The sequence below is a fragment of the Mycolicibacterium grossiae genome (genome assembly GCF_008329645.1).
Lineage (GTDB): Bacteria > Actinomycetota > Actinomycetes > Mycobacteriales > Mycobacteriaceae > Mycobacterium > Mycobacterium grossiae.
Genome location: NZ_CP043474.1, coordinates 2,533,946 through 2,547,296, shown reverse-complemented (window position 1 = coordinate 2,547,296; position 13,351 = coordinate 2,533,946). Strand labels below are relative to the sequence as shown.

The 13,351-nt window shown below is 70.8% G+C and carries 13 protein-coding genes and 1 riboswitch; of the genes, 5 read left to right on the top strand and 8 right to left on the bottom strand.

Annotation, left to right across the window (positions count from 1 at the left end; translation table 11 throughout):
- Positions 1-16: 16 nt before the first annotated feature.
- Together FZ046_RS12160 and FZ046_RS27865 are read right to left on the bottom strand one after the other, a co-directional pair.
- Positions 17-820: an exodeoxyribonuclease III gene (locus FZ046_RS12160; protein ID WP_070352481.1), complete on the bottom strand. Its 804-nt coding sequence runs from the start codon at positions 818-820 to the stop codon at positions 17-19.
- Positions 821-851: 31 nt separating this feature from the next.
- A complete protein-coding gene (locus FZ046_RS27865; protein ID WP_246182972.1) occupies positions 852-1,181 on the bottom strand; it encodes a hypothetical protein in 330 nt (109 codons plus the stop codon).
- 289 nt (positions 1,182-1,470) lie between these two features.
- Between FZ046_RS27865 and FZ046_RS12150 the strand changes: the two genes are divergently transcribed.
- Positions 1,471-2,307, top strand: a complete 837-nt coding sequence (locus tag FZ046_RS12150) for an epoxide hydrolase EphH (protein WP_070352452.1) — start codon at positions 1,471-1,473, stop codon at positions 2,305-2,307.
- On the opposite strand, the gene FZ046_RS12145 is transcribed toward FZ046_RS12150, so the two are convergent.
- Positions 2,304-4,559, bottom strand: coding sequence for an NADP-dependent isocitrate dehydrogenase (locus tag FZ046_RS12145; RefSeq protein WP_070352453.1), 2,256 nt, complete (start codon positions 4,557-4,559; stop codon positions 2,304-2,306). The two genes, FZ046_RS12150 and FZ046_RS12145, sit on opposite strands and share 4 nt — an antisense overlap.
- A gap of 166 nt (positions 4,560-4,725) precedes the next feature.
- A riboswitch (SAM riboswitch) is annotated at positions 4,726-4,847 on the top strand.
- 41 nt (positions 4,848-4,888) lie between these two features.
- Here FZ046_RS12145 and FZ046_RS12140 point away from each other — a divergent pair.
- The 3 genes from FZ046_RS12140 to FZ046_RS12130 are packed head-to-tail and all read left to right on the top strand — an operon-like array spanning position 4,889 to position 8,099.
- Positions 4,889-6,250 (top strand): bifunctional o-acetylhomoserine/o-acetylserine sulfhydrylase, encoded by a 1,362-nt coding sequence (locus FZ046_RS12140; RefSeq protein ID WP_328514366.1) that lies wholly within the window; start codon positions 4,889-4,891, stop codon positions 6,248-6,250.
- Positions 6,247-7,368: a homoserine O-acetyltransferase MetX gene (gene metX, locus FZ046_RS12135; RefSeq protein WP_070352454.1), complete on the top strand. Its 1,122-nt coding sequence runs from the start codon at positions 6,247-6,249 to the stop codon at positions 7,366-7,368. The genes FZ046_RS12140 and metX overlap by 4 nt, the downstream gene beginning before the upstream one ends.
- On the top strand, positions 7,365-8,099 hold the full coding sequence (locus tag FZ046_RS12130) for a class I SAM-dependent methyltransferase (protein ID WP_070352455.1): 735 nt from the start codon (positions 7,365-7,367) through the stop codon (positions 8,097-8,099). The genes metX and FZ046_RS12130 overlap by 4 nt, the downstream gene beginning before the upstream one ends.
- Here FZ046_RS12130 and FZ046_RS12125 read toward each other — a convergent pair.
- Genes FZ046_RS12125 through FZ046_RS12110 form a run of 4 tightly spaced genes read right to left on the bottom strand, consistent with a single transcriptional unit; the run spans position 8,068 to position 11,456 of the window.
- Entirely contained in the window at positions 8,068-9,630 is a 1,563-nt protein-coding gene (locus tag FZ046_RS12125; RefSeq protein ID WP_070352456.1) for an FAD-dependent monooxygenase, read from the bottom strand. The two genes, FZ046_RS12130 and FZ046_RS12125, sit on opposite strands and share 32 nt — an antisense overlap.
- Positions 9,627-10,250, bottom strand: a complete 624-nt coding sequence (locus tag FZ046_RS12120; protein WP_070352484.1) for an acyl-CoA-like ligand-binding transcription factor — start codon at positions 10,248-10,250, stop codon at positions 9,627-9,629. The genes FZ046_RS12125 and FZ046_RS12120 overlap by 4 nt, the downstream gene beginning before the upstream one ends.
- A gap of 57 nt (positions 10,251-10,307) precedes the next feature.
- The gene (locus FZ046_RS12115; protein WP_070352457.1) at positions 10,308-10,601 is read right to left on the bottom strand and encodes a DUF3017 domain-containing protein; all 294 of its coding nucleotides are present in this window, start codon (positions 10,599-10,601) and stop codon (positions 10,308-10,310) included.
- Positions 10,602-11,456: a bifunctional methylenetetrahydrofolate dehydrogenase/methenyltetrahydrofolate cyclohydrolase gene (locus tag FZ046_RS12110; RefSeq protein ID WP_170292430.1), complete on the bottom strand. Its 855-nt coding sequence runs from the start codon at positions 11,454-11,456 to the stop codon at positions 10,602-10,604. It abuts the gene before it with no gap.
- A gap of 39 nt (positions 11,457-11,495) precedes the next feature.
- Here FZ046_RS12110 and FZ046_RS12105 point away from each other — a divergent pair, with 39 nt between their 5' ends.
- Entirely contained in the window at positions 11,496-12,707 is a 1,212-nt protein-coding gene (locus FZ046_RS12105) for an NADH:flavin oxidoreductase (RefSeq protein WP_070352486.1), read from the top strand.
- Here FZ046_RS12105 and FZ046_RS12100 read toward each other — a convergent pair.
- Positions 12,704-13,192 carry a hypothetical protein gene (locus tag FZ046_RS12100; protein WP_070352458.1) on the bottom strand — a complete coding sequence of 163 codons (489 nt, stop codon included), beginning with the start codon at positions 13,190-13,192 and terminating at the stop codon, positions 12,704-12,706. The genes FZ046_RS12105 and FZ046_RS12100 overlap by 4 nt on opposite strands.
- Positions 13,193-13,351: the final 159 nt, after the last annotated feature.

Below are 13,351 nucleotides of genomic sequence, written 5' to 3'. Positions count from 1 at the left end.
GATGAACCCGATCCTCTCACTCGCCGTACTCGACGGTCACCGGGGCGTGATCCGACCAGCGCAGCGCGTAGGCCTCCGCCCGCTCGACGCGCGCCGAGCGGACGCGACCGGCGAGCCCCTCGGTGGCGAGCTGGTAGTCGATGCGCCAGCCGGCGTCGTTGTCGAACGCCTTGCCCCGCCACGACCACCAGCTGTACGGCCCGGGCACGTCGGGGTGCAGTACGCGCACGACGTCGACCCAGCCGCTCGCCAACAGGGTGGTAAGCCACTGGCGTTCCTCCGGCAGGAAGCCGGACTTCTTGCGGTTGGCCTTCCACGCCTTGATGTCCAACTCGGTATGACCGATGTTCCAGTCGCCGCACACCACGGCGTCGCGTTGGTCGCGTCGCAACTCCGCCATCCGCGCAGCGACGGCGGCCATGAAGCGTTCCTTCTCGAGCTGGCGGTCGGTCTCGGCCTCACCGGTCGGGATGTAGACGCTGGCGACCGTGAGGCCGCCGGTGTCGACCTCGAGGTAACGGCCGTGGGCGGCGAACTCGTCGGCGCCCGGGCCGATCCGGGTGCGGGTGACCGGGTGGCGGCTCAGCACGGCGACGCCGTTGCGGCCCTTCAGGTGCGGGTCCGCCGACGCCAGGTGCCACCCGTCGGCCAGTGCCGGTGCCAGCGCCTCGGTGAGCTGATCGTCGTCGGCGCGGGTCTCCTGCAGGCAGACGACGTCGGCGGTGGTGGTCGTCAACCACGGCAGCAGGCCGAGGTTCTCCGGCGAGCGCTCCTTGACCGCGGCGCGGATCCCGTTGACGTTGATGGTGCTGACGGTCATCGAATTCATCAGCCGCAGACCCTATCCAGCGCTAGTCGCCGACGCCGAACCGGCGGTGCAGCGCCTGCCGGGAGACGCCGAGGACGCTGCCGATCTCGCCCCAGGAGAAGCCCGCCCGGCGCGCCGCGAGCACCGCCTCCGCATAGTCGCGCTTGGCCTCGTCCAGGCGATCGCGCGCCGTGGCGAGCCCGCGGCGGCAGGCCCCCGTCAGGACGTCGCCGAGCACCTCGCACGGCCGCGCGACGTCCTCGCACGGCCGCGTATCGTCCTCGTACGGCCGCGTGTCGTCCTCGCGCGGGGCGGCACCGAAGAGTTCCTCCATGCCGCGTTGCCGCATGGCAATGACATCCGGATCGCTCACCCACCACGGTTCCGATGTCGCTTCGCCGGACCCGGTCGTTCCCCCGCTCGCCATCGACTCAGCATGGTGGCGTCCACCGACAGACCGCCCGCGCTCCCCAGCCATCCCTGCGCCGCCAGTCGTCAACACCGGTTGACATGTCAACTCCGATTGACGCCTCCCGGACGAGAGACGGTTCGGAGGAGCGACACGCCGACGCGACGCCCGGCCACCTTCCCCAGCGGCCCACCCTCCTCGGCGGCACGCGGCGACCTTGCGGTACCGGCGGTATCACCCTTACTGTCGCCGCATGCCTGAACGCGCTCCCATCCACGTCGGCACCGGCGAGCCGGTGGTGCTGCTGCACCCGTTCCTGTGCTCGCAGAACGTGTGGGGCACGGTCGCCGACCAACTCGCCGACACCGGCCGCTTCGAGGTGTTCGCCCCGACCATGCCCGGCCACAACGGCGGCCGGAAGTCCGGCACCTGGTTGCTGGAGACCTCGGCGCTGGTCGACGACGTCGAGCGCCGCATGGACGAGCTGGGCTGGGACACCGCGCACATCGTCGGCAACTCGCTCGGCGGCTGGGTCGCCTTCGAACTCGAGCGGCGGGGGCGCGCCCGCACCCTCACCGGCATCGCCCCGGCAGGCGGCTGGGGCCAGCACTCCGCCACCAAGTACGAGACGGTGCTGAAGTTCCTGCTCGGCGGTCCCGCGCTGATCGCGGCGCGGCTGATCGGCCCGCGCATCCTCGACTTCCCCGGTGTCCGCCGCCTGGCGACGCTGCCGGTCAGCGGTCCCGCCGACGGCCCCAGCCAGCCCGACCTGGTCGCGCTGGTCGAGGACGCGACGCACTGCACGGCCTACGTGCAGCTGCTGGTGAAGACCCTGCGCCTGCCCGGCCTGCTCGAACTCGCCACCGTCGGCGTCCCGACGCACCTGGTGCTGTGCGAGAAGGACCGCGTCTTCCCCAGCCCGCGCGGCACCAAGTACTTCGTCGAGAACCTGCCCACCGACGCGACGGTCACCCGTCTCGAGGGCCTCGGGCACATCCCGATGCTGGAGGCGCCCGGCCGCGTCACGGAGCTGATCGCCGACTTCATCGACGCGCACACCGAGCCGCAGCGCGAGACGCCCGCGGGTTAGCTCGTCGCGGAGTCCAGCGCGGCGTTGAACGTCTTGCTGGGCCGCATGACCTCGGCGGTCTTCTCCGGGTCCGGGTAGTAGTAGCCGCCGATGTCGACGTTGCGGCCCTGCACCTCGTTCAGCTCGGCGACGATGGTGTCCTCGTTCTCGGCGAGCGTCTTGGCCAGCGGCGCGAAGTGCTCGGCGAGTTCGGCGTCCTCGGTCTGGTCGGCGAGCGCCTGCGCCCAGTACATGGCGAGGTAGAACTGGCTGCCGCGGTTGTCCAGCTCGCCGGTCTTGCGCGACGGGCTCTTGTTCTCGTCGAGCAGCTTGCCCACGGCGGTGTCCAACGTCTGACCGAGCACCTTGGCCTTGGGGTTGTCGGTCTTGTTGCCCATGTCCTCGAGGCTGGCGCCGATGGCGAGGAACTCCCCGAGAGAGTCCCAGCGCAGGTGGTTCTCCTCGAGCAGCTGGCTGACGTGCTTGGGCGCCGAGCCGCCGGCACCGGTCTCGTACAGGCCGCCACCGGCCATCAACGGCACGATCGACAGCATCTTGGCGCTGGTGCCCAGCTCCAGGATCGGGAAGAGGTCGGTGAGGTAGTCGCGCAGGATGTTGCCGGTCGCGGCGATGGTGTCCTGACCGCGGATCACCCGCTCGAGGGTGTACCGCATGGCCCACACCTGCGGCAGGATCGTGATGTCCAGGCCCTCGGTGTCCTCGTCCTTGAGGTACTCCTTGACCTTCTTGCGCAGCTCGTTCTCGTGCGGCCGCTCGTCGTCGAGCCAGAACACCGTCGTCATGCCGGACAGGCGCGCCCGGTTGACGGCCAGCTTCACCCAGTCGCGGATCGCGGCGTCCTTGACGATCGGCATGCGCCAGATGTCGCCGGTCTCGACGTTCTGGGTCAGCAGCACCTCGCCGGTCTCGACGTCGACGATGTCGGCGACGCCGTCGGTCGGGATCTCGAACGTCTTGTCGTGGCTGCCGTACTCCTCGGCCTTCTGCGCCATAAGGCCGACGTTCGGCACCGTGCCCATGGTGGTCGGGTCGAACTGGCCGTGGGTCTTGCAGAAGTTGATCATCTCCTGGTAGATCCGGCTGAACGTCGACTCGGGGTTCACCGCCTTGGTGTCCTTCGTGCGGCCGTCGGCGCCGTACATCTTGCCGCCGAGGCGGATCATGGCGGGCATCGACGCGTCGACGATGACGTCGCTCGGTGAGTGGAAGTTGGTGATGCCGCGCGCCGAGTCCACCATCGCCAACTCCGGCCGGTGCTCGTGCACCGCGTGCAGGTCGCGGACGATCTCCTCGCGCTGCGACGCCGGCAGCGACTCGATCTTGTCGTAGAGGTCGCTGAGGCCGTTGTTCACGTTGACGCCCAGCTCGTCGAACAGCTCCTGGTGCTTGGCGAAGGCCTCCTTGTAGAACACCTTCACCGCGTGACCGAAGACGATCGGGTGGCTGACCTTCATCATGGTCGCCTTGACGTGCAGCGAGAACATCACGCCGGTGGAGTACGCGTCCTCGATCTGCTCCTCGTAGAAGTCGCACAGCGCCTTCTTGGACATGAACATCGAGTCGATGACGTCGCCCTCGTCGAGCTTCACCTCGGGCTTGAGCACGATCGGCTCACTTGCCCCGTCCTTTCCGGAGGGGGTCAGCACCATCTTCACGGTGCGCGCCTTGTCCAGGGTCATCGACTTCTCGCCGTGGTAGAAGTCGCCGCCCTTCATGGTCGCGACGTGGGTGCGCGACGCCTGGGACCACTCGCCCATGCTGTGCGGGTGCTTGCGGGCGTACTCCTTGACCGCCTTGGGGGCGCGCCGGTCTGAGTTGCCTTCGCGCAGAACGGGATTGACCGCCGAGCCGAGCACCTTGGCGTAGCGCTCCTTGGTGACGCGCTCCTCGTCGTTCTTCGGTTCGCCCACCCAGTCCGGCAGGTCGTAGCCCTTGGCCTTGAGTTCCTTGATGGCGGCGAGCAGCTGTGGCACCGAGGCGCTGATGTTGGGGAGCTTGATGATGTTGGCGTCCGGCGACTGGGTCAGCTCGCCGAGTTCGGCGAGGTTGTCCGGCACGCGCTGCTCGTCGGTCAGCCGGTCGCCGAACTCCGCGAGGATGCGCGCGGCGACGGAGATGTCACTGGTCTTGACGTCGATGCCGGCCGCGTCGGCGAACGTGCGGATCACCGGCAGGAACCCGTAGGTCGCCAGCAGCGGCGCCTCGTCGGTCAGCGTGTAGATGATGGTCGGCTGCGTCGCACCCTCGGTCACTGTGGCATCTCCCGGCGTCACGGTCGGTTGGTCATGAAGTCACCCATCAGATGAGTCGACTACGAACCTACGCGCCCCTGACCTCCCCGTCAGTGGTCGCCCCCGACCGCGTCGCCGCGCTCAACCCGCTGGCACCGGACGGCCGGGGTGAGCTAGCATCCGAAGCGGTCATGAGTGCCAGCGTCAAGCCCCGGCTCGCTGGCCGGCAACCCTCCAACCGCGGTGGGGTGCCCCGGGTGAAGAGACCAGGTTGAGTGTCCGAGAAACGGACACCGGCAAGCGCGGGTCCGCGGTGACGGGCCCCCAACACAGATGGAGGTCGGTGCCCCGTGAGCACGCCCGAGAACACCCCGTCCGAAAACGACGTGGATGACCCGACCGCCGGCTGGGCGTTCGAGACCAAGCAGATCCACGCCGGCCAGACCCCCGACGGGGCGACCAACGCCCGGGCCCTGCCGATCTACCAGACGACGTCGTACACGTTCCGGGACACCGATCACGCCGCGGCGCTGTTCGGGCTCGCCGAGACCGGCAACATCTACACCCGCATCATGAACCCGACCAACGACGTCGTCGAGCAGCGCATCGCCGCGCTCGAGGGCGGCGTGGCGGCGCTGTTCCTGGCCTCCGGGCAGGCGGCCGCGACGTTCGCGATCCTCAACCTGGCCGCCGCCGGCGATCACATCGTGTCCTCCCCCCGGCTCTACGGCGGCACCTACAACCTCTTCCACTACTCGCTGCCCAAGCTCGGCATCGAGGTCAGCTTCGTCGACGACGCCGACGACCTCGAGTCGTGGCGGGCGGCGGTGCGGCCGAACACCAAGGCGTTCTTCGGTGAGACGATCTCGAACCCGCAGATCGACGTGCTCGACATCCCCGGCGTCGCCGGCGTCGCGCACGACAGCGGCGTGCCCCTGATCGTCGACAACACCATCGCGACGCCGTACCTCATCCAGCCGATTGCGCACGGCGCCGACATCGTGGTGCACTCGGCCACCAAGTACCTCGGCGGCCACGGCTCGGCGATCGCCGGCGTGCTCGTCGACTCGGGACGGTTCGACTGGACCAACGGCAACTTCCCCGGGTTCACGATCCCGGACCCGAGCTACCACGGCGTGGTCTTCGCCGAACTCGGCCCGCCGGCCTACGCGCTCAAGGCCCCCGTACAGCTGCTGCGCGACCTGGGTTCGGCGGCCGCGCCGTTCAACGCGTTCCTCATCGCCCAGGGCCTGGAGACGCTGAGCCTGCGCCTCGAGCGGCACGTCGCCAACGCGCAGCGGGTCGCCGAGTACCTCGAGGCGCACGACGGCGTCACCTCGGTGAACTACGCGGGGCTGCCGTCCTCGCCGTGGTACCGGCGCGGCCGCGAACTCGCGCCCCGCGGCACCGGCGCGGTGCTGGCCTTCGAGCTGGCGGGCGGCGCCGAGGCGGGCAAGGCGTTCGTCAACGCGCTGACCCTGCACAGCCACGTCGCGAACATCGGCGACGTGCGGTCGCTGGTGATCCACCCGGCGTCGACCACCCACCAGCAGCTCACCGCCGCCGAACAGCTGACCACCGGCGTGACGCCGGGCCTGGTGCGACTCTCGGTCGGCATCGAGGGCATCGACGACATCCTCGCCGACCTGGAGCGCGGGTTCGCCGCCGCGAAGGCGCTCGGTGGCATCGGCCGGACGGTGGCCTCGGTGTGACCGTCGTCGACGTCTCCAACAACCTGCTGCCCGCCCACGGCGAGATCGGCGTCGTCGACATCGGCCCGCTCACCCTGGAGAGCGGCGCCGTGCTCGAGGACGTCTCGATCGCCTTCCAGCGCTGGGGTGAACTGTCCCCCGCCCGCGACAACGTCGTGGTGGTGCTGCACGCCCTGACCGGCGACTCGCACATCACCGGACCCGCCGGACCCGATCACCCGACGCCGGGCTGGTGGGACGGCGTCGCCGGCCCGGGCGCACCGATCGACACCGACCGGTGGTGCGCCATCGCCACGAACGTGCTCGGCGGCTGCCGCGGCTCGACCGGACCGGGTTCGCCGGCGCCGGACGGCAAGCCGTACGGCTCGCGCTTCCCGGCCATCACCGTGCGCGACCAGGTGGCTGCGGACCTCGCGGCGCTCGCCGCGCTCGGCATCACACGGGTGGCCGCCGTGGTGGGCGGCTCGATGGGCGGTGCCCGCGCGTTGGAGTGGGTGGTCGGCCATCCCGAGACCGTCGGCGCCGCATTGGTTCTCGCGGTCGGCGCACGCGCCACCGCCGATCAGATCGGTACCCAGTCCAGCCAGGTCTCGGCCATCAAGGCCGATCCGGACTGGCAGGGTGGGGACTACTACGGCACCGGCCGGGCGCCGCACACCGGCATGGAGATCGCGCGGCGCTTCGCGCACCTCACCTACCGCGGCGAGGAGGAACTCGACGAGCGGTTCGGCAACGACGCCCAGGGTGCCGAGCGGCCGGGAGAGGGCGGTCGCTACGCGGTGCAGAGCTACCTCGAGCACCAGGGCGGCAAGCTGGCCGCGCGCTTCGATCCCGGCACCTACGTCGCGCTGTCGGATGCCTTGAGCAGTCACGACGTCGGTCGTGGCCGCGGCGGGCTTCGCACGGCACTCGGCAACTGCGACGTGCCCGTCGTCGTCGGCGGCATCACCACCGACCGGCTGTATCCGCTGCGCCTGCAGCAGGAGATCGCCGACCTGCTGCCCCGCTGCGACGGGCTGCACGTGGTCGACTCGAAGTTCGGCCACGACGGCTTCCTGGTGGAGACCGACACGGTCGGCGCGCTGATCCGCCAAACGCTGGAGCTGGCGTCCCGGTGACGACCGAGGATCGACGCGAGCAGTCGGTGTCGTTCGGCGCGGCCGCGGCCGCCTACGAGCGGGGCCGGCCCTCCTATCCGCCCGAAGCCATCGACTGGCTGCTGCCCGACGGTGCCCGGCACGTGCTCGACCTGGGCGCCGGCACCGGCAAGTTGACCGTGCGGCTCGTCGAGCGCGGCCTCGACGTCACCGCCGTGGACCCCGACCAGGGCATGCTCGAGGTGCTCAGTGCGTCGCTGCCGGACACGCCCGCGCTGCTCGGCACCGCCGAGGAGATTCCGCTGCCCGACGACAGCGTCGACGCGGTGCTGGTGGCTCAGGCGTGGCACTGGTTCGATCCCGAGCTGGCGGTCAAGGAGGTCGCGCGGGTGCTGCGCCCCGGCGGGACGCTGGGGCTGGTGTGGAACAACCGCGATGAGCGGCTCGGCTGGGTGAAGGACCTCGGCCGGATCATCGGCCACGAGGTCGACCCGTTCAGTCAGACGGTGTCGCTGCCCGGCGCGTTCACCGACCTGCGGCGCCATCAGGTCGAGTGGACGAGTTACCTGACGCCGCAGGCCCTCATCGATCTGGTCGCCTCCCGCAGCTACTGCATCACCTCGCCCGACGAGGTACGCATCCGCACCCTCGACCGGGTGCGTGAGCTGCTGGCGACCCATCCGGCGCTGGCCAACTCCACGGGGCTGGCACTGCCCTACGTCACGGTGTGCGTGCGGGCGACGCTGAGCTGACCTCGACGCCGCACCAGCCGCGCAGCGCGGCGTCGAGCCCGGGTGCGTCGCGACCGTCGGCGGCCCACGCCACGTAACCGTCGGGACGAATGAGCATGCCCGACAGGTTTTCTCGGCTCGGTGCCGTTTTCGTCAGCCGGCCGCGCACGACGTCCACCCGGTCGGTGGGCGCCGTGAACTCACCGGCCAGGTCGAGCAGGACCGGCCGTCCGGCGCGCAGCAGCTCGACCACACGGCGGCCGTCGTCGAGCACCAGGTCGGGGATCATGTATCCGATCAGCGGGTGATCCCCGCTGCCCATGTCGTAGCGGACGTCGGAGCCCGCGAGCAGGCCGGCCAGGTGCGAGCGCGCGTCGACCGACCCGATCAACTCACCGAACAGCGTTCGCAGGGAGTGGACTTCGGGTCCGGGCGCCATCAGGGCGAGCTGCGCGCGAGAGTGCATCATGACCCGCTCGCCGACCGGGAAGCGTTCGGCGGTGTAGCTGTCGAGCAGGTCCGCGGGCATCCGGCCGTCCACGACGGCGGCGAGTTTCCAGCCGAGGTTGAACACGTCCTGCATGCCGAGGTTCAGACCCGGCCCACCCATGGCGGAGTGCACGTGGGCAGCGTCGCCGACGAGCAGGATGCGCCCGGCCCGGTAGCGCTCGGCCTGCCGCGTGTTCTGCCCGGCGATGCGGCGCATGACGTGCGGCCCGGGGTAGTCCGGCGCGGCGATCGGCACGTCGACGCCGAGCACCCGCCGCAGGCTGCTCCGCAGCTCCCCGATCGACATCTCGTCGGGCGTGCCGTCGGGCGCCTGCCCGAACTCCATGGTGCCGACCATCAAGCGCCCGGGTTCGCGGGCGAACAGCATGACGCCGCCGGTGTCGAACCGGTTGTGCCCGAACGGGATCCGACCGAAATCGGGAACGTCGACGCTGCCGTCGGCGCCCAGCATGCCGTCCGGCAGCGACACGTGGGCGATGCGCGCGACCATCTTGGTGGTGCTGCCAGGGAAGCCGATGCCCGCCGCCTTGCGGACCGGGCTGCGGCCGCCGTCGGCGCCGACAAGCCAGTCGGCGTCGAGGTGGTATTCGGCGCCGCGGGCGGCGACTCGCACCGCGACGCCGTCCGCGCGCGGGACGACGTCGAGCAGTTCGTGGCCCCAGCGGACGTCGATGCCGAGGTCGGCGGCGCGCGCGGCGAGCAGGCGGGTGATCTCCGGCTGGGAGATCGGCAGCACGTGCATGGGGTTTTCGGGCAGGTCGGCGAAGTCGAGCCCCATGCCGGCGAAGATCCACCCGGCGGACGGCTCCGGCGGGGTGGACGCGCCGCTGAAGGCGGCGTACAGCCCGCGCATGTCGAGCTGCCGGATGATCTGCCCCACCAGACCATTGGCCTTCAGCTCGCCGCTGGGGCCGGGCGCGCGCTCCAGGACGACGGGCCGCACGCCGGCGAGGGCGAGCTCGCAGGCGAGCAGCAGGCCGTTGGGGCCGGCACCGGAGATGACCACGGCGGCGGTCTCGGAGTCGGTCCTGGAATCGGTCATGGTGTGGTCCCTTCGTGGGGTGGGGCGAAGCCGTCACCGACGGCCGCCAGGGCCTCGCGCAGCAGTGTCGGGTAGGGCACCGGCGGGTCGGCCCGGGCGTAGGTCTCCATGGCCGCATCGCCGACCGCGCGCAGGACGGCCGCGACGAGGCGCGGGTAGAGGTCGCGTTCGGGGTCGGTGCCGGTGCGTTCGGCGATGGCGACGATCCAGTCGTCGGTCAGGTCTCGAGGGATGGCGTGGCGCACCTCGGGGGTAAGCAGCAGGGTGCGGATCTCGGCGAGTTCGGCGCGGTCGGCGTGCGCCTCGGGATGGGCGGGAGTACCGAGGTCCTCCTCGATGGTGCCGACCAGCGCCTCGGTGATCGCCGTCCACAGCGGTTCGTGGGCGGGGCGGGCGCGGAACGCGGCGACGCTGCGCTGCATGCGCTGGGTGATGCGGTAGGCGAGCGCCTCGTACTTGCCGGCGAAGTAGTTGTTGAACGTCCGCAGCGAGACACCGGCCAGGGAGGCGATGGCTTCGCGGGTGACGGAGTCGAAGCCCTGGGTCAGCGCCAGGTGCAGCGCGGCGTCGCTCAGCGCGCGCCGGGTGTCGGCCTTCTTGCGTTCCCGGAGTCCGGACATGACGCCACCGTACGCCTGATCTTGCACGGTGTGCAATATTGCCCGTCGGGCATGTTCCTAGCTGGTACCGAGCGGGTCGATCGTCCAGGCGACGTAGAGCATCGCGGCACTCACCGCGGCCGTGGTGGCGACGTCGACCACGCGGGACCGCACCACCAGCAGGCCGGCGCGGTCCTCGGACAGCGCCAGCCGCATTGCCGCGGCCACCCCGACGCCGATCGCCAGCACCAGCGCGCCGCGCCGCCAGTAGCCGGCGACGACGAGCGTGAACGCCGCGAGGAAGAACAGCCCCACGGCGAGGATCGGCCACTGCCCGGCGAACACCTTGCGGGCGAACTCGCGGGCATCCATCTAGGCGAGCTTCTTCTCGTCGGCCTCGACGACGTTCGTCAACAGGAACGCCCGCGTCAGCGGGCCGACGCCGCCGGGGTTCGGCGAGACGTGCCCGGCGACGTCCCACACGTCGGGCGCCACGTCGCCGACCAGCTTGCCCGCCTCGTCGCGGCTCACGCCGACGTCGACGACGGCCGCACCGGGCTTGACCATCTCGGCGGTCACCATGTGCGGCATGCCCGCGGCGGCGATGACGATGTCCGCCTCCAGCGTCAGCTGCGGCAGGTGCCGGGTGGCGGTGTGGCACAGCGTCACCGTGGCGTTCTCCGAGCGGCGCGTCAGCAGCAGTCCGAGCGGCCGGCCGACGGTCACGCCGCGGCCGATGACCACGACGTGCGCACCCGCGATCTCCACCTCGAAGCGGCGCAGCAGGTGCACGATGCCGCGCGGGGTGCAGGGCAGCGGCGCGGGCTCGTTGAGCACCAGCCGGCCGAGGTTGGTCGGGTGCAGCCCGTCGGCGTCCTTGGCCGGGTCGATGCGCTCCAGCGCCGCGTTCTCGTCGAGGTGCTTGGGCAGCGGCAGCTGCACGATGTACCCGGTGCAGTCGGGGTTGGCGTTCAGCTCGTCGATGGTCTCGTTGAGCGTCTCCTGGCTGATGTCGGCGGGCAGATCCCGCCGGATCGACGTGATGCCGACCTTCGCGCAGTCGGCGTGCTTGCCACGCACGTAGGCCTGCGAGCCGGGGTCGTCGCCGACGAGGACCGTTCCCAGTCCCGGGGTGCGCCCCGCGGCCGTCAACTTCTCCACCCGCGTGCGCAGGTCGGTGAAGATCTCGTCGCGCGTGGCCTTGCCGTCCAGAACTATCGCTCCCACGGTCCCCATCATTCCATCCGCGTGGCAAGCTTCAGTGCCATGAACACCAGCCCGAAAGTGTTCACCGACGTCTTCAGCCCGGCGCGGCTCGGCCCGGTGACCCTGCGCAACCGCATCATCAAGGCCGCGACCTTCGAGGCGTCCACGCCCGACGCCCTGGTGACCGACGACCTGATCACCTACCACCGGCTGCCCGCCGCGGGCGGTGTCGGGATGACGACCGTCGCGTACTGCGCGGTGGCACCCGGCGGCCGCACCGACGGCTGGCAGATCTGGATGCGCCCCGAGGCCGTGCCGGGGCTGCGCCGGCTGACCGACGCCATCCACGCCGAGGGCGCGGCGATCAGCGCGCAGATCGGCCACGCCGGACCGGTCGCCAACGCCCGCACCAACAAGGCGCCGGCACTGGCACCGGTGCGGTTCTTCAACCCGCTGTCGATGCGCTTCGCACGCAAGGCGACCCGCGAGGACATCGCGGAGGTGACCCGAGCGCACGCCACCGCGGCGCGCCTGGCGATCGACGCCGGCTTCGACGCCGTCGAGGTGCACCTCGGGCACAACTACCTCGCCAGCTCCTTCCTCAGCCCGCTGCTCAACCGGCGCCGCGACGAGTACGGCGGATCGCTGGAGAACCGGGCCAAGGTCGCACGCGGCGTCGTCCGGGCCGTCCGCGACGCCGTCGACGGGTATGGGGCCGGCCGCATCGCCGTCACCGCGAAGCTGAACATGACCGACGGCGTCCGGGCCGGCATCCCGCTCGAGGAGTCGTTGCAGACCGCCAAGTGGCTCGAGGAGGACGGTGGGCTCGACGCCATCGAACTCACCGCGGGCAGCTCACTGGTGAACCCGCTCTACCTGTTCCACGGCGACGCCCCGGTCAAGGAGTTCGCCGGCGCGTTCGCCCCGCCGCTGAGCTGGGGCATCCGGATGACCGGCACGAAGTTCCTGCGCGAGTACCCCTACCGTGAGGCCTTCCTGCTCGACAAGGCCCGGCAGTTCCGCGCCGAACTGTCCATGCCGCTGATCCTGCTCGGCGGCATCACCAACCGCGAGACCATGGACCTCGCCATGGCCGAGGGCTTCGACTTCGTCGCGATGGGCCGCGCGCTGCTGGCCGAGCCGGACCTGATCAACCGCATCCAGGCCGACGGCGACGCGCGCTCCGTCCGCTCGGCCTGCACGCACTGCAACAAGTGCATGGCCACCATCTACAGCCACACGCACTGCGTCGTGACGGGCTCGCCCGGCTAGCTGCCGCTGGTCTTGGTGACCGTCGCCGTCTCCGCGTCCTTCGGCCGGAGATCGGAGTACTGCAGCATCGTCTCGTCGCGGACGATGCGCATGCCCGCCGTGAGCAGCAGCTTGTGCGGCGACACCGTGTAGTCGACGCCGTCGCCGCGCACCCGGTAGCAGTCGTTGGCCATCGCGGTGGCCGGCAGCAGCAGCGACGCCCGGTCCCGCAGCCGCATGCCGCGGTACTCGAACTGGCCGCGCGGGGTGGCGCAGATCGCGATCACCGACACCGGAGTGCGGCCGGCGAGCACGGGCCGCAGTGGCCCATCACAGCGCGCGGGCGTCCCGACGAAGCCGCGGGCGTCCAGCGGCAGGTCGCCGGGCGCCGCGGCGGCACCGGGCAAACCGACGACCGTAGCCACGACGCCGGGAAGCATCAGCCCCGCTGCGAGGGCGGCCACGGCGACGCGGATCCGGGCGCGCAGCGGGCGATTCGTGGTCATGCCGTTCAAGAGACCACGTCGAATGCCCTCGACGGCGAATCTCGGCCGTACCAGTGCCAAATCGTCACCCTGCCGAAATCAACGCCGCCGCACACCGGGCGGTGCGCCCGCGCGCGGCTTTGCCGCGCAATCGACTGCCGGTGCACGACGCGTCGGACC

Coding starts and splice junctions, on each gene's coding strand:
- FZ046_RS12160 (WP_070352481.1), bottom strand. CDS start 820: ATGACCGTCAGCACCATCAACGTCAACGGGATCCGCGCCGCGGTCAAG.
- FZ046_RS12115 (WP_070352457.1), bottom strand. CDS start 10,601: ATGGATGCCCGCGAGTTCGCCCGCAAGGTGTTCGCCGGGCAGTGGCCG.
- FZ046_RS12120 (WP_070352484.1), bottom strand. CDS start 10,250: ATGTCCGGACTCCGGGAACGCAAGAAGGCCGACACCCGGCGCGCGCTG.
- FZ046_RS12105 (WP_070352486.1), top strand. CDS start 11,496: ATGAACACCAGCCCGAAAGTGTTCACCGACGTCTTCAGCCCGGCGCGG.
- FZ046_RS12150 (WP_070352452.1), top strand. CDS start 1,471: ATGCCTGAACGCGCTCCCATCCACGTCGGCACCGGCGAGCCGGTGGTG.
- FZ046_RS12100 (WP_070352458.1), bottom strand. CDS start 13,192: ATGACCACGAATCGCCCGCTGCGCGCCCGGATCCGCGTCGCCGTGGCC.
- FZ046_RS12125 (WP_070352456.1), bottom strand. CDS start 9,630: ATGACCGATTCCAGGACCGACTCCGAGACCGCCGCCGTGGTCATCTCC.